This window comes from Rhodoferax sp. GW821-FHT10B06 (assembly GCF_059415605.1).
The window spans coordinates 242,266-263,604 of sequence record NZ_JBWKNO010000004.1 but is presented as its reverse complement, the minus strand read 5'-3'; the positions used below and the strand labels follow the sequence as shown (position 1 = coordinate 263,604).

General features: G+C 62.3%; 23 protein-coding genes and 3 tRNA genes. 9 read left to right on the top strand and 17 right to left on the bottom strand.

Annotation, left to right across the window (positions count from 1 at the left end; all coding sequences use genetic code 11):
- Window positions 1–3 precede the first annotated feature (3 nt).
- Window positions 4–1,251 (top strand): M20/M25/M40 family metallo-hydrolase, encoded by a 1,248-nt coding sequence (locus AC07O2_RS08635; RefSeq protein WP_495075325.1) that lies wholly within the window; start codon window positions 4–6, stop codon window positions 1,249–1,251.
- 17 nt (window positions 1,252–1,268) lie between these two features.
- On the opposite strand, the gene AC07O2_RS08630 is transcribed toward AC07O2_RS08635, so the two are convergent.
- From AC07O2_RS08630 to AC07O2_RS08610, 5 genes are all read right to left on the bottom strand, one after another.
- On the bottom strand, window positions 1,269–1,739 hold the full coding sequence (locus tag AC07O2_RS08630; protein WP_495075324.1) for a hypothetical protein: 471 nt from the start codon (window positions 1,737–1,739) through the stop codon (window positions 1,269–1,271).
- A 131-nt stretch (window positions 1,740–1,870) separates the two neighbouring features.
- Window positions 1,871–2,152 carry an antibiotic biosynthesis monooxygenase gene (locus AC07O2_RS08625; RefSeq protein ID WP_495075323.1) on the bottom strand — a complete coding sequence of 94 codons (282 nt, stop codon included), beginning with the start codon at window positions 2,150–2,152 and terminating at the stop codon, window positions 1,871–1,873.
- A 132-nt stretch (window positions 2,153–2,284) separates the two neighbouring features.
- On the bottom strand, window positions 2,285–3,880 hold the full coding sequence (gene ggt, locus AC07O2_RS08620; protein ID WP_495075322.1) for a gamma-glutamyltransferase: 1,596 nt from the start codon (window positions 3,878–3,880) through the stop codon (window positions 2,285–2,287).
- Window positions 3,877–4,779, bottom strand: a complete 903-nt coding sequence (locus AC07O2_RS08615; protein WP_495075321.1) for a polysaccharide deacetylase family protein — start codon at window positions 4,777–4,779, stop codon at window positions 3,877–3,879. Before AC07O2_RS08615 ends, ggt begins: the two co-directional genes overlap by 4 nt.
- Window positions 4,780–4,795: 16 nt before the next feature.
- On the bottom strand, window positions 4,796–5,221 hold the full coding sequence (locus AC07O2_RS08610) for a nuclear transport factor 2-like protein (RefSeq protein WP_495075320.1): 426 nt from the start codon (window positions 5,219–5,221) through the stop codon (window positions 4,796–4,798).
- 297 nt (window positions 5,222–5,518) lie between these two features.
- Between AC07O2_RS08610 and AC07O2_RS08605 the strand changes: the two genes are divergently transcribed.
- The 5 genes from AC07O2_RS08605 (at window position 5,519) to hemP (ending at window position 8,046) form a co-directional block, all read left to right on the top strand.
- On the top strand, window positions 5,519–5,764 hold the full coding sequence (locus tag AC07O2_RS08605) for a (2Fe-2S)-binding protein (protein WP_495075319.1): 246 nt from the start codon (window positions 5,519–5,521) through the stop codon (window positions 5,762–5,764).
- A 116-nt stretch (window positions 5,765–5,880) separates the two neighbouring features.
- Complete coding sequence (locus tag AC07O2_RS08600; RefSeq protein WP_495075318.1) at window positions 5,881–6,573, top strand: energy transducer TonB; 693 nt, start codon at window positions 5,881–5,883, stop codon at window positions 6,571–6,573.
- Between the two features lie 24 nt (window positions 6,574–6,597).
- Complete coding sequence (locus tag AC07O2_RS08595; protein ID WP_495075317.1) at window positions 6,598–7,314, top strand: MotA/TolQ/ExbB proton channel family protein; 717 nt, start codon at window positions 6,598–6,600, stop codon at window positions 7,312–7,314.
- Between the two features lie 2 nt (window positions 7,315–7,316).
- Window positions 7,317–7,730, top strand: coding sequence for an ExbD/TolR family protein (locus AC07O2_RS08590; protein WP_495075316.1), 414 nt, complete (start codon window positions 7,317–7,319; stop codon window positions 7,728–7,730).
- A gap of 91 nt (window positions 7,731–7,821) precedes the next feature.
- Window positions 7,822–8,046 carry a hemin uptake protein HemP gene (gene hemP, locus AC07O2_RS08585; protein WP_495075315.1) on the top strand — a complete coding sequence of 75 codons (225 nt, stop codon included), beginning with the start codon at window positions 7,822–7,824 and terminating at the stop codon, window positions 8,044–8,046.
- A 198-nt stretch (window positions 8,047–8,244) separates the two neighbouring features.
- Here hemP and choX read toward each other — a convergent pair whose 3' ends face one another.
- Together choX and betC are read right to left on the bottom strand one after the other, a co-directional pair.
- Complete coding sequence (choX, locus tag AC07O2_RS08580; RefSeq protein ID WP_495075485.1) at window positions 8,245–9,162, bottom strand: choline ABC transporter substrate-binding protein; 918 nt, start codon at window positions 9,160–9,162, stop codon at window positions 8,245–8,247.
- Between the two features lie 48 nt (window positions 9,163–9,210).
- Window positions 9,211–10,806 carry a choline-sulfatase gene (betC, locus tag AC07O2_RS08575; protein ID WP_495075314.1) on the bottom strand — a complete coding sequence of 532 codons (1,596 nt, stop codon included), beginning with the start codon at window positions 10,804–10,806 and terminating at the stop codon, window positions 9,211–9,213.
- A gap of 104 nt (window positions 10,807–10,910) precedes the next feature.
- Here betC and AC07O2_RS08570 point away from each other — a divergent pair, with 104 nt between their 5' ends.
- Window positions 10,911–11,843 (top strand): choline sulfate utilization transcriptional regulator, encoded by a 933-nt coding sequence (locus AC07O2_RS08570; RefSeq protein WP_495075313.1) that lies wholly within the window; start codon window positions 10,911–10,913, stop codon window positions 11,841–11,843.
- Window positions 11,844–11,899: 56 nt separating this feature from the next.
- On the opposite strand, the gene AC07O2_RS08565 is transcribed toward AC07O2_RS08570, so the two are convergent.
- The gene (locus AC07O2_RS08565) at window positions 11,900–12,307 is read right to left on the bottom strand and encodes a GlcG/HbpS family heme-binding protein (RefSeq protein WP_495075312.1); all 408 of its coding nucleotides are present in this window, start codon (window positions 12,305–12,307) and stop codon (window positions 11,900–11,902) included.
- Between the two features lie 182 nt (window positions 12,308–12,489).
- Between AC07O2_RS08565 and AC07O2_RS08560 the strand changes: the two genes are divergently transcribed.
- Window positions 12,490–13,194 (top strand): Bax inhibitor-1/YccA family protein, encoded by a 705-nt coding sequence (locus tag AC07O2_RS08560; protein ID WP_495075311.1) that lies wholly within the window; start codon window positions 12,490–12,492, stop codon window positions 13,192–13,194.
- A 125-nt stretch (window positions 13,195–13,319) separates the two neighbouring features.
- Window positions 13,320–13,697, top strand: a complete 378-nt coding sequence (locus AC07O2_RS08555) for a hypothetical protein (RefSeq protein WP_495075310.1) — start codon at window positions 13,320–13,322, stop codon at window positions 13,695–13,697.
- Between the two features lie 13 nt (window positions 13,698–13,710).
- Here AC07O2_RS08555 and rlmD read toward each other — a convergent pair whose 3' ends face one another.
- From rlmD to folC, 9 genes are all read right to left on the bottom strand, one after another.
- Complete coding sequence (gene rlmD / locus AC07O2_RS08550; protein WP_495075309.1) at window positions 13,711–15,114, bottom strand: 23S rRNA (uracil(1939)-C(5))-methyltransferase RlmD; 1,404 nt, start codon at window positions 15,112–15,114, stop codon at window positions 13,711–13,713.
- Between the two features lie 81 nt (window positions 15,115–15,195).
- Window positions 15,196–15,272: transfer RNA gene (locus tag AC07O2_RS08545), tRNA-Asp, on the bottom strand.
- Window positions 15,273–15,329: 57 nt separating this feature from the next.
- Window positions 15,330–15,405, bottom strand: a tRNA-Glu gene (locus AC07O2_RS08540).
- A 62-nt stretch (window positions 15,406–15,467) separates the two neighbouring features.
- Window positions 15,468–15,543 (bottom strand) — tRNA-Ala (locus tag AC07O2_RS08535).
- Between the two features lie 77 nt (window positions 15,544–15,620).
- Window positions 15,621–17,009 carry a glutamate--tRNA ligase gene (gene gltX / locus AC07O2_RS08530; RefSeq protein WP_495075308.1) on the bottom strand — a complete coding sequence of 463 codons (1,389 nt, stop codon included), beginning with the start codon at window positions 17,007–17,009 and terminating at the stop codon, window positions 15,621–15,623.
- Between the two features lie 12 nt (window positions 17,010–17,021).
- Complete coding sequence (gene purF, locus AC07O2_RS08525; RefSeq protein WP_495075307.1) at window positions 17,022–18,548, bottom strand: amidophosphoribosyltransferase; 1,527 nt, start codon at window positions 18,546–18,548, stop codon at window positions 17,022–17,024.
- A gap of 28 nt (window positions 18,549–18,576) precedes the next feature.
- Entirely contained in the window at window positions 18,577–19,062 is a 486-nt protein-coding gene (locus AC07O2_RS08520; protein ID WP_495075306.1) for a CvpA family protein, read from the bottom strand.
- A 12-nt stretch (window positions 19,063–19,074) separates the two neighbouring features.
- Window positions 19,075–19,878 carry an SPOR domain-containing protein gene (locus AC07O2_RS08515; RefSeq protein ID WP_495075305.1) on the bottom strand — a complete coding sequence of 268 codons (804 nt, stop codon included), beginning with the start codon at window positions 19,876–19,878 and terminating at the stop codon, window positions 19,075–19,077.
- 11 nt (window positions 19,879–19,889) lie between these two features.
- Window positions 19,890–21,179, bottom strand: coding sequence for a bifunctional tetrahydrofolate synthase/dihydrofolate synthase (folC, locus tag AC07O2_RS08510; protein ID WP_495075304.1), 1,290 nt, complete (start codon window positions 21,177–21,179; stop codon window positions 19,890–19,892).
- Between the last annotated feature and the right edge of the window lie 160 nt (window positions 21,180–21,339).

Genomic DNA, 21,339 nt, shown 5'->3' with positions numbered 1-21,339 from the left:
TCTATGCACCAGACATCTTCCGCGCGCAACACGCTGCGCCAATACATCGACGCCCATTTCGACGAGCAGGTGCGCACGCTCACGCAGCTGGTGCAATGCCCGTCCGACAACCCGCCAGGCAACTGCGCACCGCACGCCGAGCTGACCGCCCGCCTGCTCGCAGGCATGGATTTCAAGGTTGAAGTCCACCCGGTACCGCCCGACTTTGCCGCCGCACAAGGCATGCAAAGCGTGAGCAATGTGATCGCGCGGCACCGCTTTGGCGATGGCCCCACGGTGGCGCTGAACGCGCACGGCGACGTGGTGCCGCCCGGCGGCGGCTGGAGCACCGACCCGTACGGCGGTGAGGTGCGCGACGGCTGGCTCTACGGGCGCGGCGCAGCCGTTTCCAAGTCCGACTTCACCACCTATGCCTTCGCACTGCGCGCGCTCAAACAACTGCAGGCACAGGGCACGCCGCTGGCCGGCACGGTGGAGCTGCACCTGACCTATGACGAAGAAACCGGCGGTATGACCGGGCCAGGCTGGCTCTTGTCCCAGGGTCTGAGCAAACCCGACTACGTGCTGTCGGCCGCCTTTTCGCACCATGTGATCGTGGCGCACAACGGCTGCCTGCACCTGGAAGTGACACTGCGCGGCAAGTCGGCCCACGCAGCGCGCCCCGACACCGGCGTTGACGCCATCGAGGCCGCGGCCACCCTGTTGCCCGCCCTGTACCGCCACCGCGATGCACTGGCCCTGCGCCCGTCGCAAACAGCCGGCATTACCCACCCGACCCTGGTGGTGGGCTTGATCCACGGCGGCATCAACACCAATGTGGTGGCAGACACGCTGAGCCTGCGCATAGACCGGCGCATCGTGCCCGAGGAAGTGCCCGAGGCGGTAGAGGTCGAGCTGCGCAGCGTGATCGAAAACGCCTGCCGCGCCCTGCCAGGCATCACGGTAGAGATACGGCAAATCCTGCTGGCCCGGCCGTTCGCGCCAGCGCCCGGCGCCCAGGCACTGGCCGAGCTGCTGTGCGAGGAGGCCAGCCTGGTCATGGGCAAACCGGTAACGCCGATTGGCGTGCCGCTCTATACCGATGCGCGCCTGTACAGCGAAGCCGGCATTCCCACCGTGATGTACGGGGCCGGCCCGCAGACATTGCTGGAGGCCAACGGCCACCGCGCAGACGAACGCGTGCCGCTGGACGAGCTGCGCAAAGCCACCGTGGTGGTGGCCAATACCTTGCTCAGGCTTTTAACGGCCTAGCGCAGATACTGCCTGCGTCAGCTGTTATCAAAAATATAGCGCAGGGGTTGGAAGGCCTCGTCGCCCACGGCCTTCTGGATTTTGGGCGCCAGGCTTTTCAAGGCGTCCAGATCCCCGGCCCGCTCCACCGCCAGGTTCAGCATGAAGCCCTTCAGGCCCAGGCCGCTGGTGAGCTGCACCGCCGTCTGGTAGGCCAGCATGTAGCGCTCGGCCGAGCCCAGGTCCTGCAACTTGGCGCCGGTGCCCGAGGCGGGGCGCTTTTCTGTGGGCGCGGCGGCCACGAATTCGATCAGCTCCAGATCGTGCAGTTGCTGGAAGTCATCGGCTGACAGGCCCATGCCGCCGATCTGCGCCAGTATCTTGGCGATGCTTTTCTTGCCGTCGCACAGGATCAGCGCCGAGCGCTGTGCAATCTTCATCTTGGTGGACCGGTCCTTGATGACCAGGTTGCCCTTGTCAGTCTTGGCGGGGCAGAGGCTGGTGTCCATATCGCTCCTTGTTTCTTGTTGTATCTGACAGGCTAACGCCTAAGCCCCGACGAGGCTTACACCAACCAGCGTAGGGGGCCTTAAATACGCTACCGAGTGACGGATTTGGCACCGACCAACACACCAGGGGGCTAAAGCGTACCCGCTTCCAGCTGTTCCAGGTAGATGAATTCTGGCGCCTTTACTCCGGCATCCATGCGTATCTGCACCAGCCGGGGCGACTCAAAAAAGGCGCGGGCCTGGGCCAGCGAGGTCCAGGCGGAGAAGTGCACGATCTTGTTCGCGTCGGTGTCATAGCGCAGCACCTGGTAGCTGCGCTCGCCGGCCTCAAAGCGGATACCGGCAGCGGCGTCGAAAACCTTCTTCCAGGCGGCGTAGTCCTGGACCTCGTGGATGATGAGTACCTGTTGCATGCGGTCCTGCGGTGGGTGTGGCAAAGCTTGGCGGGATTGTGCGCCTTGCCGCCCCCGGCCCTACCGGCTTGCAAGCCTTTTAGGCTGCCAGCGCAGATAGCACCTGCGCTGGCAGCTACTAATTAAATAGCATCAACCTGGCAAGCCCAAAGCCAGCCCGTCGCTGCGTGGGTCGTGCGCACCGCGCATCTGGCCGCTGGCGGGGTCGATGCGGATGGCGCCAGGGTGTCCCATCAGCGGGCTTTGGCGCGCCACCGGGCTCAGGGCGTGGCCACGCCGGGCCAATTCGGCGAACACCTCGGGCGGCACGTCTTCTTCCAGCTTCAGCGAGTCGCGCGCGTCGGAGAAGGTTTTGCCCAGCAGAAAGCGCGGCCGGGCCAGGGCGCTGAGCGGGTCCATGCCGTAATCGATCATGCGGGTGAGCACTGCAGCCAGGGTTTGCGGCTGGCCGTCGGCGCCCTGCGTGCCATACAGGATGTGAGGCTTGCCGTTTTGTAGGTACATGCCGGGGTTGAGGGTGTGGAACGGGCGCTTGCCCGGCGCCAGCACATTCGGGTGCTGCGGGTCCAGCGAGAAGGCCGCGCCACGGTTGTGCCAAAGCATGCCGGTATCGCCCACCAGCACACCGCTGCCCCAGTCGAAGTAGGTGGTGGCCAGCATGGACACGGCCTGGCCCCAGCGGTCTACGGCGCCGATGTAAACGGTGTCGCCAGCCTGGAAAGGCTGCGGCCAGGGCAGCGCCTGGTCCATGCGGATAGCGCTGGCGCGCTGGTCCAGGTGGGCCGGGGACAGCAGGCGCTCGATGGGCACATCGGCGTACTCAGGGTCGGCCACATGGCGGTTGCGGTCGATGAAGGCCTGCTTGATGGCCTCGACCAGCAGGTGGTAGTAGTCGGCGCTGCCCTCGGGAATCTGGGCCAGGTCAAACCTATCCAGGATGCCCATGATTTCCAGCGTGGTGATGCCCTGGGTGGGCGGCCGGTGTGCCAGCAGCGTGCCGCCCCGGTAGGACACGGACAGCGGTGCTTCTACCCGCGCCCGGGTGCGGGCCAGGTCGGCGGCGGTCAAAGGTGAGCCGGCCTGGGCCAGGCCCTGGGCGATGCGGGCCGCCAGCTGGCCTTCATAAAAGTCGCGCGGGCCGCGGGCCGCCAGGGTTTCCAGCGTGGCGGCCAACGCCGGCTGCTGGCGCAAAAAGCCTGCGGCGGGCACCGCTCCCTGGTGCAAGAATTGGGCGGCCACGCCGGGCAGCGCCGCCATCTCGGGCAGGCGCATCTGCAGCCAGAAGCGCTCGGACTCGGAGATGGGGAATCCATCGCGCGCCTGGGCTATAGCCGGCGCCAGCAGGCGCTGCCAGCTCAGCGATCCACCCCAGGCTTGCTGGCTGATGTCAAAGGCCTGGCCCAGCAGGTCCACCGTAGCAGCCGTGGTCAGCATGGACTGCGGGCCGCGCACAGGAATTACGCCGCTGTAACTGGGTAGCAGCTGCGGCGCCTGGCCTATGCCGGACAGGGTTTGCACTTGGCCCGCCTTGTCGGCGATCAGCATGAAGGCGTCGCCGCCCAAGCCGCAAAAATGTGGGTAGACCACGCCCAGGCTGGTGGCGATGGTGATGGCGACCTCGATGGCGTTGCCGCCAGCGGCCAGCACGTCCAGCCCAGCTTGCGAGGCCAGGGCGTGCGGGCTGGTGACCATGCCCTGGGTGGATGTGGCGTTGAGGGTGGCGCTCATGCTGCGTGCACCTGTTCGGCATGCTGGCAAATCTGGCCGGGCGTGGTGATCCAGACCTGGCCCGCATCCCGCGCGCGGGCGATGTGTTCCAGCGCACGGCGCAGATGCCGCAGGCGGTAGGGTTGGCCCACGATGTAGGGGTGCAGCGCAACACCCATCACCAGCGGCTGCTGGGCCGCCTGCTGCAGCATCTCGTCAAAGTTGTCTATCACCATGTCGGCAAAGGCCTTGCCGTCCATCAGCCGGCCTATGACCATGGGGATGTCGTTCAGCTCCTGCGGGTAGGGAATGGACCACAGGCGCTGGCCGCTGCGTGTGGCCAAAGCGGTGGGCTGGTCGTCATGGCACCAATTCAGCGTGTAGCTGTAGCCGGTCTCGGCCAGCAGGTCGGGCGTGCTGCGGCTTTCGGCGATCCACGGCGACAGCCAGCCGCTGGGCGCCGTGCCGCTGTGGTGGGCGATGCGCGTGCGGCAGTCGGCCAGCAGTGCGCGCTCGTCTTCTTCACTGAGACTGGCCTGGTTGAAGGCATTGCTGTAGCCGTGGCCAATGAGCTCGTCGCCGCGCGCCGCAAAGGCCTGGACCAGCTCGGGGCAATGCTCGTACAGCGCGGTGTTGATGAGTGCGCCGGTGGGCAGCTGCAGCTGGTCGAACAGCTCCAGGCAGCGCCAGGCGCCGACGCGGTTCCCATACTCGCGCCAGCTGTAGTTCAGCACATCGGGCTGCGCGGTTTTGGGGCCTATGCAGGCGCCCAGGCCTTCGCCAAACGCGAAGTGTTCGATGTTGAAACCCAGGTACACCGCCAGCTTGGCGCCATTCGGCCAGCTGTAGCGGGCACGGCGGATGATGGGGCTGTAGGCAAAGCGGCCGTTGCCGGGGATGGGAGGGGCGAATGTGCTCATACCAACATTCCAACACTCATAACGGCTCGCACAGGCCGGCGCGCACCAGCAGCCATTCGGCGCTGTCGTTCCACACGTCCATCTGCACGATCAGGCCGCGGCGCACCACGTAGCGGTCTACATAGCGGTTGCCCTCGAAAGCCGTGCCGTCGGGCCAGGCGCCGTACAGGGTGCCGATGTTGTAGACGATGGCCTCGTCCTCGGTGGCGCCGGCCACCACGTCGGTCTGTTCAAACTTCTTTTTCACCCAGGCATAACGGCTGGCGTTGAAGGCGCTGCATTCGGCCGGGTCGCGCATGGCACGGCCGCCGGTGAAGCGGATGCGCAGCTCGGGCGCAATGAAGGCGCGCGCGCCCTCAGGGTCGGGCACCATGATGGTCCGCAAAAAACTTTCCACCAGTTCTTTGGCCTGCAGTGCAGCCGGGGGGATGTCGATAGGCATGGTTCAAAAAAGCAATGGGTATGCCAGTGTGCCGCATCCACCCGGGTGCCACTTAAAACCAAGCACACAACCTACAAGTCTTTCAGGTCTCTAGCGCAGTATTTACGTACACCGGTAGCTATCAAAATAATAGTAACCAGAATACGAAGCCGGATCGCCCGTCCGCCCCCTGGCCCGCCTATAAACCGAACACAAACACCGCTCGCCAAACGATTGCCAAAATCAATGGGTTGCAAATGATAGTAATTCGTGTTTATACTTACGCATCTTTCACCGCCAGCCAATTTGCTTGCCGCCATGATCGTCTGTGTATGCCAACGAGTATCTGACCGCGATATTGCCCGCCATGTGCGTGCAGGCATGTGCTTTAGCGATATCCAGCTGGAACTGGGTGTCGCCACCCAGTGCGGCCAATGCGAAGGTTGTGCCCGGGACATCGTGGCGCAGTGCAGCGCCTCGCAACCCGTCGCAGCCATCCAGCTCGCCACATCCATTTTGGAGAGCAAGGCATGGAACTCCTCGGCACGCTTGGCGGCAGCCTGATCCTGGTACTAGGCTCGGCCTGGTGGATCTTTCATAAATAACTGGTGGGCCGCCCCGGCGTGCAGCGCCGCTTCCATTCTTTGGCCCCCTAGGCTCTCTCAGGCGCTATCCCCCGTATGCAAAGCACTGCCTCCCTGCCTTCCGCCGCCCCGCGCCTCAGCCGCAATGCCGTCATCGTGAGCAGCGTGGTGGCTTTCCACGTGGTGGCCCTGTGGGCCTTGCAAAGCGGCCTGGTCCGCAAGGCCGTTGACGTCATCGTGCCGGTGGAAATGCTCAGCGAATTCATCGAGCCGCCCCTGCCCAAGCCCGCACCACCGGTACCGCCCACGCCGGTCAAGCAACCGGTGGTCAAGACCAAAGCCCCGGTGCTGCCGCCCGCGCCGCAGCCCCTGGCGATTGCCGACCCCACACCTGCGCCGAATGCCCCCACTGGCGTGACCACGCCCCAGCCGCCTGCGCCGCCGATCGCAGCGCCGGTTGCCGTGGCCCCGCCCGCCCCGCCTGCTGCGCCACCGGCCCCGCCCAAGGTGGAGCTGCCGTCCAGCGATGCCAACTATCTGAACAACCCCAAGCCGCGCTATCCCGTCATCAGCAAGCGGCTGGGGGAACAAGGTACGTCCATTTACACCGTGATGATCGGTGCAGACGGCTTGCCGACCAGCGCGACCTTGTTGAAGTCCAGCGGGTACGACCGTCTGGACCAGGCGGCCTACACCGCCGTGATGTCCTGGCGCTACGTGCCGGGCAAGCGCAACGGTGTGCCCACAGCCATGGCCTACAACGCGCCCGTGAACTGGGTTCTCGAATAGTTTTTTTCTTATCTGGAGTATTGAATGGAATCGCAATTCGGCATCGCCAACGTCTGGACCCAGGGCGACTTTGTCACCAAGACCGTGGCCATCATCTTGTTGGCCATGTCGCTGACCTCATGGATCGTCATCCTGGTCAAGGCCCTGGACATTTTCAAGTTCAAGAAGCTGGCTGGCGGCGCCGCTGACTTCTGGCACAGCGAAGACTTCGCCACCGGCCTGAAGAAGCTGGGCGATGACCAGAGTAACCCCTTTCTGCAAATCGCCCTGGAAGGCCGCGAAGCCACCGCCCACCACCGCAACACCAAGGCCCATCTGCATGACAGCCTGGACGTGAGCGACTGGGTCACGCGCTGCCTGCGCAACAACATCGATGAGTTCACCGCCAAGCTGCAAGCCGGCCTGGCCATCCTGGCATCCGTCGGCTCCACCGCGCCATTCATTGGTCTGTTCGGCACAGTCTGGGGCATTTACCACGCACTGCTGAGCATCGGCATGTCCGGCCAATCGACCATCGACAAGGTGGCCGGCCCCATTGGTGAAGCGCTGATCATGACTGCGCTGGGTCTGGCCGTGGCCATCCCGGCGGTGCTGGGCTACAACGCCCTGGTGCGCGGCAACAAGTCCATCCTGATCAAGCTGAACAGCTTTGCCCACGACCTGCACGCCTTCTTCGTCACCGGCGCCCGTGTGGCCAGCGGCAACGCAGCCAATGTCGTGCCCATGAAGAAAGGGAACTGAGCATGGCCTTCGGTACCCAGGACGAACCCGATGAGGTGATGAACGAGATCAACATGACGCCCCTGGTGGACGTGATGTTGGTGCTGTTGATCATTTTCATCATCACCATTCCGGTAATGAAGCATTCGGTCAATGTGGATCTGCCACGTGCGACCAACCAGGTAGAAGACGCCAAGCCCGCCACCATCCGCCTGAGCGTGGATGCGCAGGGCGACTACTACTGGAACGAAAACAAGGTCGCCGAGACCGATCTGGTGCCCATGCTGCAGGCCGAGGCGGTGAAAGAGCCCCAGCCCGAGCTGCATATCCGTGGCGACAAGAACGTGCGCTACGAACGCGTGGCCCAGGCCATGGCGGCGGCCCAGCAGAGCGGCATCAAGAAGATCGGCTTCATCACCGAACCCAAGGCCCCTTGATAAATAAGTCTTTACAGGGACTTGCGGATTAATTGAGAATGGTTATCATTAACCAATCGCAAGTTCAGCACATATCTTTCAGGAGCATCCTATGTACGCCAACCTAGCCGCCCGCCCCCAGTTCAATCCCGCATCGGGAGAGAATGCCAATGGCGCGTTCCAAGGCATGTTGGCGGACGGGGTGGCTGCCGCCAAGACCCTGGCCCTGGAAAGCCGCGACCTGCTGCGTGGTCACAAGGCGGTGGAGATCATGCACAACGGCTCGGTCTACCGCCTGCACAACACCAAGCAAGGCAAGCTGATACTGACCAAGTAAGCCCGTTATTTCACCGCTGCCCCTGCGCCCGCAGAGGCAGCACCTGTTTCATCGTGGGGCGACTCCCAGGACTTCAGCACGAAGTCTGCAAGGGTCGTTTTTTGCTAGCCAACGGAGAGCGGCCTCGGCCATTTTTCGACTAGCCATGCTTTTTTTCCCACACGGCCACAACACCCAGCCCGGCGCTCAGCCCAACACTCAGTTCTGCGCCAACACCTTCTTGACCGCCGTCAGGCCGTCATCGCCGCCATAGGTCTTCACCCCAGCGAGCCAGGTCTCCAGCATCTTGGGGTTGGATTTGAGCTGGCGCATGCCGGCCGCCTTGGCATCGATCTTCTGGTCCAGCACATCGGTGATGGCCTTGTTCTCCAGGTCCACCGTGAACTCCAGCTGGCTGAACAAGCGCGCCACATTCGGGCACTGGCTTGCATAGCCCTTGCGCGACACGGTGTTGACCGTGGCGCTGCCGTAATTGGGGCCAAAGTAGTCCTTGTCGCCGTCCAGGTAGCTGATCTGGAACTTGGTGTTCATCTGGTGCGGCTCCCAGGCCAGGAAGACGATCCAGTCCTTGCCCTTTTCCTTGCGCGCCACCTGGCTGAGCATGCTTTGCTCACTCGACTCCACCAGGGTCCAGCCGTCCAGGCCATAACTCTTGGCCTCGATCATCTTCTTGATGTTCTGGTTAGCAGGCGAACCCGACTCGATGCCGTAGATCTTGTGGTCGAACTTGTCGGCATACTTGGCCAGATCGGCAAAGCTTTTCACACCGCCATCCGCCACATAGCCGGGCACGGCCAGCGTGAACTTGGCGCCGGGCAAGTTGGCATGCAGCACCTCCATCGCACCCTCTTTCAAGATGGGCTCGACCAGCCCTTTTTGCGCCGGCATCCAGTTGCCGAGGAAGACGTCGATCTGCTCCTTCTTCACACCCACATAGGTGATGGGCACCGATAGCGATGCCACCTTCTGCTCATAGCCCAGGGCGTTGAGCAAGATGCCCGCCACGGCGTTGGTGGCGGTGATGTCCGTCCAGCCGGGGTCGGCCATGCGTACCTGCCTGCAAGCCTCGGGCTCGGCTGCGCTGGCACTGTGGCCCACCAGCAAAGCCCCGGCCATCACACTGGCTGCCGCCAGCAAAACACGTTCACGTCCCATGGTGCACTCCTAGCTTACAAGTTGGATGCCAGCGGCATCGGGTTTAACAATGGGTTTCACCACCGGCTTCACAACTGGATAGCGGGTCCGTGCTTCCAGCGTGTCCAGGTCGATGTGGTTGCGCATATAGCGTTGGCTGGCAGCCTGGTAGGGCTGGTGGTCCCAGGCCTGGCGCGCGCCCTGGCTCTGGGCTGCGAAGTGGAAGCGGCGCCGGCGCTGGCTGGCCACCACGGCGGCACGCAGGCCTGGCATGTCCCAGCGTGCGACCACCTCGCTGCGCAAGGCCTGTAGACGGGCCGTGTGCGTGGGGTCACCAGCCAAGTTAGCCAGGTTGTGCCGCTCGTCCGGGTCGGCCACCAGGTCGTACAGCTGGTCCGGGTCAGCGGGTGAATACACGAACTTGTAGCGGCCCCGGCGCAGCATCACCAGGGGCGCCACCGCCCCCTCGCCCAGGTATTCACCCACCACCTCGTCATGCCCCTCCTGGCCCAGCAGATGCGGCCACAGGCTGCGCCCATCGATGGCCTCCGGGTAGGCCGGGGTCTCGCCAGCACAGGCCAGGTCCACCAGGGTCGGCAGTATGTCCACCAGCGACACCGACGCCGCCACCCGGTGCGGCGCGAAGCGCGCGGGCGCATGCACGATCAGCGGCACGCGGCAGGCGTTTTCAAAGAAGTTCATCTTGTACCAAAGCCCGCGCTCGCCCAGCATATCGCCATGGTCGGACAACAGCAGGATGATGGTGTTGTCGGCCTGGCCGGTCTGCTCCAGCGTGCGCAAAATCTTGCCGACCTGCTCGTCCACGTACGACACCGCGCCGTAATAGGCGTGGCGCGCATTGCGCGTCTGCTGGTCAGAGATGGGCGTGCTGTCCATGTCGCTCACATGGCGCAGGCGCTCGCTGTGCGGGTCCAGCGGCACCTCGTCAGGCCCCACGCGCGGCATGTCAATGTCTTCGTCGCGGTACAGGTCCCAATAGGCTTTAGGAATGGCGTAGGGGTCGTGCGGGTGCGTCATCGACACCAGCATGCAAAACGGCCGGGCATCGTCGTCGCGCACGATGTCGAACAGCTTCTGCTGCGCCAGAAACACCACCTCTTCGTCGAAGTCCAGTTGGTTGCTGCGGATGCAGGTGCCGGCATCCAGCACCGAGCCCATGTTGTGGTACCAGCTGGGGCGCACCTCGGGCTGGTCCCAGTCGGGCGTCCAGCCGAAGTCGGCCGGGTAGATGTCGGTAGTCAGGCGCTCTTCAAAACCGTGCAGCTGGTCGGCGCCACAGAAATGCATCTTGCCCGACAAAATGGTGCGGTAGCCCGCATGGCGCAGATAGTGGCCAAAGGTCAGCACCTCGGACGGCAGCTCGGCCGAGTTGTCGTAGGCGCCAATGGCAGAGGGCAGCTTGCCGGCCATGAACACATAGCGCGACGGCGCGCACAGCGGGCTATTGGTATAGGCCGCGTCAAACACCACGCCGGCCTTGGCCAGCGCGTCGATATGCGGGGTCTTGCTGACCTGGTTGCCATAGGCGGCCAGGGCCGACGGCGTGAGCTGGTCGGCCATCAGTATCAGAATATTCGGCTTGCGGCTGTGCGCGGGTGCATCCATTGGCTCGTCCCAACATAATATGGATTTATGTAACAAATCCAGTTTATGCAGGCAGAATCTGCGTGTGAAGACTGAGATTTCTTATGCACACATAAGCCACAGCTATGTCAAACCCGAAACGCCTGCCGCCACTGCACAGCCTGGTCTACTTTGAGGCTGCGGTGCGCCACCTGAGCTTTACCGCTGCTGCCCAAGAGTTGGGCACCAGCCAGCCCGCAGTTAGCCAGCGCATCGGCCTGCTGGAGGAGGATTTGGGCGTGCCGTTGTTCAAACGCGAGCACCGTGGCGTGTCACTGACAGCCGACGGTGCCCAGCTATTCAGCGCGGTGCGCGAAAGCCTAGCCGGCATAGGCGACGCAGCGGCCAAGATCCGCGCACGGCGCAGCCGCCAGGTGCTGACCGTGGCCACCGACTTCGGCTTTGCCACCTACTGGCTGATGCCCCGGCTGGCTGCGCTGCAGGCCCTGGTGCCGAATCTGGACGTGCGCATCGTCACCACCCAAAACGCCTTCGACATCCGGGGCGAGCCGGTGGACATTGCCATCGCCTTCGGTGCCGGCCAGTGGCCGGGCTGCACGGCACAGCGCCTGTTTCCAGAGATTGTGTTGCCCGTCTGCAGCCCGCGCTTTCTGGCGCAATATGGGCTGCAAGGCAGCGCGGCGGAACTGGTCCACCTGCCCTTGCTGCACCTGGAAAGCACCGAACCCCAGCGCTGGCTGGGCTGGGACAGCTGGCTGGCCCTGCAGGGCCTGGTCACCACGGGCGAAAACCGCGACCTGACGCTGAACAACTACCCGCTGGTCATCCAGGCCGCCACCGCCAGCCAAGGCGTGGCGCTGGGCTGGGTGCCGCTGGTGGACGACCTTGTGCGCAGCGGCCAGCTGGTGCCGGCCTGCCAGTCCCCCAGCCGTACCAGCAATGGCTATTTTTTGGTGGAACCCCAGGCGACCCGGTCCGCGCAGGCCTTGCAGCGCTTCCGACAGTGGATCGTGGGGGAATGCGAACAGGCTTTGGCCGCCAGCCCGTTCTACAAATGAAAAGAGCTGTTAGCGCAGAGAATACCTGCGCTAGCAGCTCCTAAAAAGAGAGCAAATTACAGACCGATGGCGGCGATGCCGGCCTTGGCAATCTGTGCGTCTTCGGACGATTTCACGCCGCTGACACCCACCGCGCCCAGGCAGAAGCCGTCCTTCAGGATAGGTACGCCGCCTTCCAGCAGGCCCTTGACATCCGGCGCGCTCAGGAACGAGGTACGGCCATTGTTGATGATGTCTTCGTACACCTTGGATTCCTTGCGCGACAAGGCAGCCGTGTGGGCCTTGGCCGGTGCGATGTGGGCGCTCAAGGCGGGGGCACCGTCCAGGCGCTGCAGATGCAGCAGGTGGCCGCCTTCGTCCACGATGGCGATGGTCACGGCCCATTGGTTTTTCAGTGCTTCGGCTTCGGCAGCGGCAGCAATGGCTTTGACATCGGCGAATTCGAGTACGGATTTTGTTTTCATGGCTACGTCCCTGAAAGTGGATAAAAGGTAGAAGCATAACGGCTGTGACCCAGCCTCCAAGGGGGTATCACGCCGCATACGGGGTACCCCCACGCAAAATAGGCCATGCAAAATTCGGTCCCAGTCTTGAATCGGCCTAGAATTTCCCCATCTGCTATTGCAGCCTTCAAGGAGCTTCCACTATGAATGACCGTTTTACGAGTTTTGGCGTGGGCCAGACCATCAACAGCTATGGCGTGTCGCAACAGGAACGCAACCGCGTCATGCGCAACACCTACTGGTTGCTGGCCCTGAGCCTGGTACCCACCGTGCTGGGAGCCTGGCTGGGTGTGGCCACCGGCATCACCCAAGCGCTGACCGGCGGCCTGGGCCTGATCGTCTTCATGGGCGGCGCCTTCGGCTTCATGTATGCCATCGAGAAGACCAAGAACTCGGCCACCGGCGTACCCGTGTTGTTGGGTTTCACCTTCTTCATGGGTCTGATGCTGTCGCGCATGATCGCCATGGTGCTGGGCTTCAAGAACGGCCCGGACCTGATCATGACCGCCTTTGGCGGCACGGCCGGCGTGTTCCTGGTGATGGCCAGCGTGGCTACCGTCATCAAGCGCGACCTGTCGGGCATGGGCAAATGGCTGTTCGTCGGCATGCTGGTACTGCTGGTGGGCGGCATCATCAACATCTTTGTGGGCTCCACGGCCGGCATGATGGCCTTGTCGGTCGCGTCCATTGGTATCTTCAGCGCCTACATGCTGTATGACCTGAAGCAGATCATCGACGGCGGTGAAACCAACTACATCAGCGCCACACTGGCCCTGTACCTCGACCTGTTCAACATCTTCCAAAGCCTGCTGGCTTTGCTGGGCATCATGGGCGGCGAGCGCGACTAAGCGCCGGGCCAGCCCCCCTCAAAAGGCCCTCCGGGGCCTTTTTCTTTGGTCTCTCAGGAAACTTCCGCTCAATACCAGACCCAAAAAGCCGATAACCACAGTATCTTTTCTGAAATTTAGGCCCCATGCCAAGCCGCCATCTTCTCGCCTCTTGCGTAGTCCTGCTGTTAGCGGGCTGCGAGATCCCAGGGATCTATCCAGACCCCAAGGTGGTCCAACGCGAGGCCGATGCTAAGGCCACGGGCGGCGCCTGCCGCCACGCTCTGCGTGGCATCGAAGATTGCTACACACTCAATCCCAAAGCCCAGCGGTCTCTGGTTTTCGCAGGTTGGAAAGAGATGGACGCCTATATGCGCGAGAACAAGATCGAGGGCACGCCCTCGGTGGTCAAGATTCCCGCTGAAGGCGAGCAGCCCGTAGCGGACCAGGCCGTCGCAACCACCAAGGAAAAGCCCACCTCGGACGCCAAGGAAGCGCGCGGCACCAAAGCCAAGGCCTCCTAGCCCCGCTTTAGTCTCAGCCTTCCAGCTCGAAGACCGCCATGCTTTCGACGTGGGCGGTATGCGGGAACATATTCACCATCCCCGCCGAGACGCAGCGGTAACCCGCCTGGTGCACCAGCACATCGGCATCGCGCGCAAGGGTAGCTGGGTTGCAGCTCACATAGACGATACGGCGCGGCGGCGTCCAGCCCCGGCGCAATGCCGGCGTCTGGTGCAGTTCCGCCAGGGCTTGCACCAGTGCAAACGCGCCCTCGCGCGGCGGGTCGACCAGCCATTTGTCGGCACTGCCGTCGGCGGTCAACACATCAGGTGTCATTTCAAACAAGTTGCGCGCTACAAACTTAGTAGCTGCCAGTGCAGAAGCAGCCTGCGCTGAGGCCTTGTTTTTCTTATAGTTTTCACGCGAGCGTGCGACCAGGGCCTCGCTACCCTCGATGCCCAGTACCTCGCCCGCCTGGGTCGCAAGCGGCAGGGTGAAGTTACCCAAGCCGCAGAACCAGTCGATCACCCGTTCGTTCTTTTGCACATCCAGCAAGCGCAGCGCCCGCACCACCAGAACGCGGTTGATGTGCGGATTCACCTGGGTGAAATCGGTGGGCTTGAACGGCATCGTGATGCCGAACTCGGGCAAGGCATACGACAACTGCTCGCCGCCCTCTTCCAGCAAATGGATGCTGTCCGGTCCCTTGGGTTGCAACCACCATTGCACCTGGTGCGTGGCGCCAAAAGTTCGCAGTTTGGCCAGATCGGCCTGGCTCAAGGCCTCCATATGACGCAAAACCAGGGCCGTCACGGCGTCGCCGCAGGCCAGCTCGATCTGCGGCAGGGTTTCCCGCGCTTCCATGGAGCCAATCAAGGCACGCAAGGGCAGCAACAAGTCGCTCACATGCGGAGGCAGCACTTTGCACTCACGCATATTGGCCACATAGCCGCTCTTGCGCTCATGGAAACCGACCAGTACTTCGCCTTTTTTGCGCACAAAACGCACCGACAGGCGCGCGCGGTAGCGGTAACCCCAAGATGGCCCCTCAATGGGACGCAAAATATTCTCGGGTTTGACCTTTCCCAGGTGCCAAAGATTGTCTTCCAGCACCCGCTGCTTGATGGCGACCTGGGCTCCAACGTGCAAATGCTGCATCTTGCAACCACCACAAGCCCCTTCGTGCAAACCAAAATGCGGGCAACCGGGCTGCACCCGCTGCGAAGACGCGCGGTGGATGGCTCCGACGGTAGCCTGCTCGAAAGTCGCTTTCTTGCGGTTGATATTCGCAGTGACCACCTCAAACGGCAGCGCCCCCTTGATGAATACCACTTTGCCGTCCGGCTTGTGGGCAATGCCCTGGGCCTCGATATCCAGCGACTCCACCAGCAGGCTGTCTTCAGGATATTGGGGTGAGGATTGCGTCTGATCGGTCATGCTGCGTCCCTATGGCGCGAAAATAAAAATCACAAAGCAAAAAGCCTTCTAATTCTGACGAACTAGAAGGCTTTTCCATTTTGGCGGAGTGGACGGGACTCGAACCCGCGACCCCCGGCGTGACAGGCCGGTATTCTAACCAACTGAACTACCACTCCTGGTAGATAGCTTTCGGCACACCGCTCTTACAAGCAACATACCCAAGCGCTACAACTTGGCGACCCTACGGGGATTCGAACCCCGGTACCTACCGTGAAAGGGTAGTGTCCTAGGCCTCTAGACGATAGGGTCAAAACCTTGGAACAACGTTATCAAAAATAACTTCCACACTCAAAATTCTTCAAAAGATTTGGTGGTGGAGGTAAGCAGGATCGAACTGCTGACCTCTTGCATGCCATGCAAGCGCTCTCCCAGCTGAGCTATACCCCCGTAACCATCAACACTGCTTTGCCTTGTAAGCTCTGCTTTGTTGTTAACCTTCCAAGCCTCAAATTATAGCGTGCAATTTAGGACTTTTGCAAGCACCGCAAAATATTTTCGCGAGAACTTAAAAAAAGCACTGCGTCCAAGGACGGCGTCTGCGCCGTCCCCATGACCAATACGCGCACTGGCATTGCCAACTGCGGCATTTTAATGCCCTGCGCAAGCAGCACTTCTTTGATGGCTGCGGCTATGGAAGGCTTGTCCCAGGTGCAGCTTGCCAGCTTGTCACGTAGCAGCGCCAGTGCGGGCTGGATGGCAGGCGTCACATGTTGCGCCAGCTCTTCGGCCTGGGGCGCTACCTCGGTATAGAACTTGGCCGCCCAGTCGGCCAACGCCACGGTGGTGTCGCAACGGTCTTTGAACAAGCCACAAATTGCCGGCAGACGCTCGTCGGTCGTGATACCCCGTGCCAGCAAATGGGCGTCCACCAGCGGTGCCAGTGCATCATCAGCCATGGCCTTCAGATGCTGGGCGTTCACCCAACGCAATTTGGCTTCGTCGAACTGCGCGGCGCTCTTGCCCAGATGGTCCAGGTTGAACCACTGCAGGAATTGTTCACGGCTAAAGATTTCGTCGTCACCATGGCTCCAGCCCAGGCGGGCCAGGTAGTTCACCATCGCGTCCGGCAAATAACCTTCGGCCGCATATTGCGTTACCGGCTTGGCGCCGTTGCGCTTGCTCATCTTCTCGCCCTGCTCGTTCAGTACGGTAGGCAGGTGGGCATACACCGGTGGTTCCTTGCCGAGCGCACGGAAGATATTGATTTGACGCGGCGTGTTGTTCACATGGTCGTCACCGCGGATGACATGGGTGATGTCCATGTCCAGATCGTCCACCACCACACAGAAGTTGTAGGTGGGAGTGCCATCGGGGCGAGCAATCACCAGATCGTCCAACTCATCGTTGCTGATTTCAATACGGCCCTTGACCTTGTCTTCCCAGACCACCGCCCCGCCCTGCGGGTTCTTGAAACGCAGCACGGGCTGCACGCCGACGGGGATTGCGGGCAAGGTCTTGCCCGGCTCGGGCCGCCAGGTGCCGTCATAGCGGGGCTTTTCCTTGGCCGCCATTTGCGCCTCGCGCAAGGCATCCAGTTCGGCGACAGACATGTAGCAGGGATAGACATGGCCGGCCGCCACCAAATCCGCCAGTACCACCTTGTAGCGGTCCATGCGTTGCATTTGGTAGAACGGACCTTCGTCGTAGTCCAGGCCCAGCCAATTCATGCCTTCGATGATCACATCGACAGCCACCTGGGTGGAACGCTCCACATCGGTATCTTCAATGCGCAGGACGAAGTCGCCGCCGGTAGCGCGGGCAAATGCCCAGGGATACAGGGCCGAACGGATATTACCCAAGTGGATAAAGCCGGTGGGCGACGGCGCGAAACGGGTACGGGTCTTCTGTGTCATGGATATCAATGGTTACGCGTGTTCAGCGTTGGGTAAAGCCAGGCGGGAGTTATCACCATCCGGGTTCTGTCCGCCCGGACGACCCTCATTCAGGCGCTGGATATCGTCCGAGGTGATATCGCCTGTGACGTAAACGCCGTCAAAGCAAGAGGCATCAAAGCCGCTGATCTTGGTGTCCAGCGTATCGGTGTTGGTCGAGGCGGCCGCCCAGATCGCCCTCTTCATGCCTTCCACGTCCTGGTAAATCAGGGCGTCACAGCCAATCAGCTCGCGAACCTCTTCCACAGTGCGGCCATGGGCCACCAGCTCACTCTTGGTGGGCATGTCGATGCCGTAAACGTTGGGGAAGCGCACCGGCGGTGCAGCGCTGGCCATATAGACCTTGCGGGCGCCCGCATCACGGGCCATCTGCACGATTTCCTTGGACGTGGTGCCGCGCACGATGGAGTCATCCACCAGCAGCACATTGCGGCCCTTGAACTCGCTGGCGATGGCATTGAGCTTCTGGCGCACCGACTTCTTGCGCACTTCGTGGCCGGGCATGATGAAGGTGCGGCCCACATAGCGGTTCTTCACAAAACCTTCGCGGTACGGCAGTCCCAGTAGCTGCGCCAACTGCATGGCGCTGGGGCGGCTGGACTCGGGGATCGGGATCACTACGTCGATGTCTTGCGGCGGCACAGTGGAGATGACTCGCTTGGCCAGGGTTTCGCCCAGGTTCAAACGCGCCTGGTAGACCGAGATGCCGTCCATCACCGAATCCGGCCGCGCCAGGTACACATATTCAAAGATGCAAGGATTCAGCGTAGGCGCATCGGCGCACTGCTGGTACTGCACATTGCCTTCCAGATCGACAAACACGGCTTCACCGGGTGCCAGATTGCGGTCCAGTGTGTGCAGTGTGCCTTCCAGGGCCACCGATTCGCTGGCCAGCATCACCGAGCCTGGCGCACGGCCAACGCACATGGGGCGGATGCCAAACGGGTCGCGGAAAGCCAGCACGCCGTGGCCGGCAATCGACGCAATCACCGCGTAGGAGCCGCGCAGGCGGCGGTGCACATTGCGCACGGCGGCAAACACGTCCATGGGCGACAGAGGCAGGCCACGGGTGGACTTTTCAATTTCATGCGCCAGCACGTTGAGCAGGACTTCTGAGTCGCTCTCGGTGTTGATATGGCGATGGTCGGTATTGAACAGCTCGGCCTTCAGCGCATGGGCATTGGTCAGGTTGCCGTTGTGCACCAGCACGATGCCGAAAGGCGCATTCACATAGAAGGGCTGAGCCTCTTCCTCGCTATAGGCATTGCCGGCCGTGGGGTAACGCACTTGGCCCAAACCGCAATTGCCGGGCAAAGCGCGCATATTGCGGGTGCGGAACACATCCCGCACCATGCCCTTGGCCTTGTGCATGTAGAACTTGCGGTCCAATTGCGTCACGATGCCCGCCGCATCCTGGCCCCGGTGCTGCAGCAGCAACAGAGCGTCGTAAATCAACTGGTTGACGGGGGCGTTGCTGACAACTCCAACGATTCCACACATGGTTTTATTCCCTAGCGAATGACTTGCGTCACGGTAAAAATTTAGCGAAAGCTTCTGGCAATAGCGGCCGGGCGGTATGCAGCACCTCGGTCGCGATTGCAGCGCTGCGTGATTCCTGCCACCACAGCCCCCGGTGCAAACCGGTCAGATGGACCACCACTGCAGCGACCAATATCCACAATACGCCGCGCACCAGGCCAAAAATGGCGCCCAGTACACGGTCCACTGGCCGCAGGCCCACGGCCTGCACCAGACTTTTCAACAAACTTGCCAATAACCCGGCCGCGAACGCCGCAGCAACGAACACCAGCACAAAACCGGCGGCGAATCGCAGCGAGGCAGACGCCTGGCCCATAGGCAAATGCTGCGCCACATCGGCAGCAAACCACTGCGCCACCACAAAGGCCACAATCCAACCCAGCACCGACAACACTTCATACACTAGACCGCGGACCGCTCCCAGCAACAGGGAGGCGCACAGAAGCGCCAGTACGATCCAGTCCAGCGTCGCCATACCGCCCGGCATTTACAAAGCCAGGATCGAGGCTGGCAGGGCCAGCGCCTTGATCTTGCTTGCGGCTTTGTCGGCCTCGGTCTTTTTGGTGAAGGGGCCGACGCGCACCCGGGTGCGCGGGCCGTCCTTGGTGTCCACCACCTGGGTATAGGTCTTCAGGCCGGCGTGTTCCAGTTTGACGCGGGCTTCGCGGGCCTTGTCAGCGTCGGCGAACGCGCCCACCTGCACAATGAAACGGCCATCACCAGCGTCCTGCAAGGATTTGCCTTCCAGCAGTGCCCGGGCCTTGGCGCTGTCGTCTTCCGACTTGTGCGCCGACTTGGCTTCGACCTTGGCTTCCACCACTTTGGGCTCGGACTTAGCTTCTGGCTTGGGTTCGGGTTTGGCCACAGCCGGCTTTTCCGGCTTGGGCGCGGGCCGTGCGGCCACTACCTCTTCCTTGGGGTCCAGGCTGGACTCGGTAGAGACCTTGGGCTCTTTCACGACCTTGGTTTCTTTGGACTCTTTCACGGCCTCCTTGACCACCGGCTCTTCGGTGGCGACCGGCTTGTCAACCTTGACCACGGCCTCGGCCCCGTCTATGGCCAGCGGTTTGAGCTTGGCCTTGTCGGGGATGTCGATGGGGATGTCTACCGAAATCGGGCGCGGTTGGGTGTCGAACAGCAGTGGGAAACCCACCACACCCACACCGACCAGCAGGGCCGCACCGATCAAACGGTGGCGGGCGCGGCGGCGCATGCCGTCGATGGTTTCAGCGGGGCCGGGCGACGGTTCGTCGTTTTTGGAGCCGCCTGAACGGAACTTGAAGAAAGCCATGCGGAGGAGAGTCAAGAGCCCATGTGTTTGGCGTGCAGCCGGGGAATACCGCCCTCAAGGACGCCACCGACCGTGTAAAACGAGCCAAAGACCACGATTCTATCAGCGGGGTCGGCGGCGGCGATGGCAGCCTGCAGCGCCTCCACCGGGCCAGCATGCACGGAACTGCTGGCATCCTGGCGGGTATTTTGGGCCTGCCACTGGCTTTGCAAGTGCTGCGCCGAGTCGGCTCGGGCGGTGGGCAGATCGGTGAAATACCAGCGGTCGATCAGCGGGCCAATGCGTGCCAGCATGGGCAGCAAATCCTTGTCGGCCATGGCGCCAAACACCGCGTGGGTAGTGGGGTAGAAGCCCATGGCGTCCAGGTTGGCGGTTAGCGCCGCCACAGCATGGGGGTTATGCGCCACGTCCAGCACCAGCGTGGGCTGGCCCGGCACGATCTGGAAGCGCCCCGGCAGCTCCACCATGGACAAGCCGGTGCGCACCGCCTGGGCCGTGACCGGCAGGCGCTCGCGCAGCGCCGTCAGCGCGGCCAGCACGCCCGAGGCATTCATCAGCTGGTTGGCACCGCGCAGGCCCGGGTAGCCCAAGCCGCTGTAGCGCCGCCCGCGGCCGGCCCAGCCCCACTGTTGCTTGTCGCCGGAGAAATTGAAATCCTCGCCAAAACGCCACAGGTCTGCACCGATGGACTTGGCGTGGTCCACCACGCTCTGCGGCGGCACCGGGTCGCTGACCACCACCGGCTTGCCGGCGCGCATGATGCCGGCCTTTTCCCGGCCTATGGTTTCGCGGTCATTGCCCAGGAATTCCATGTGGTCCAGATCCACACTGGTGATCACGGCGCAATCGGTGTCGATGATGTTGACCGCGTCCAGGCGGCCGCCCAGGCCGACTTCCAGAATCACCGCGTCCAACTTGGCACTCGCCATCAACGCCAAGATGGCCAAGGTGGTGAACTCAAAATATGTCAGAGAAATATCGCCTCTGGCGCCCTCCACACTTGCGAAGTGCGCTACAAAATCAGGAGCTTTTGCAATTTCACCACCGATACGGCAGCGTTCTTCAAAGTGCACCAAGTGTGGCGAGGTATAGACCCCGGTGCGGTAGCCAGACTGCAGCAGGATCGCCTCCAGCATGGCGCAGGTGGAGCCCTTGCCATTGGTACCCGCCACGGTAATGACCGGGCAATCAAAACGCAGGCCCATGCGCTCGGCAACGGTACGGACCCGGTCCAGGCCGAGCTCAATGGTGGTGGGGTGTAGCCGTTCGCAGTGCGCCAGCCAGTCGTTCAAGGTTTGCATAAGAAGATTGTCTCACCCCCAGGCTGCGCTTCGCTCTCGCCTATCCCGTTGCGGGGGGGGGCAACACCAGCAGCCTGGCAAAGCCAGTTCTGCGGTGTTTCTGGAAGGGGTATTTCTGCACAACTTATAGGTGTTTTAAGCCTCTTGCGCTTATGCGGCA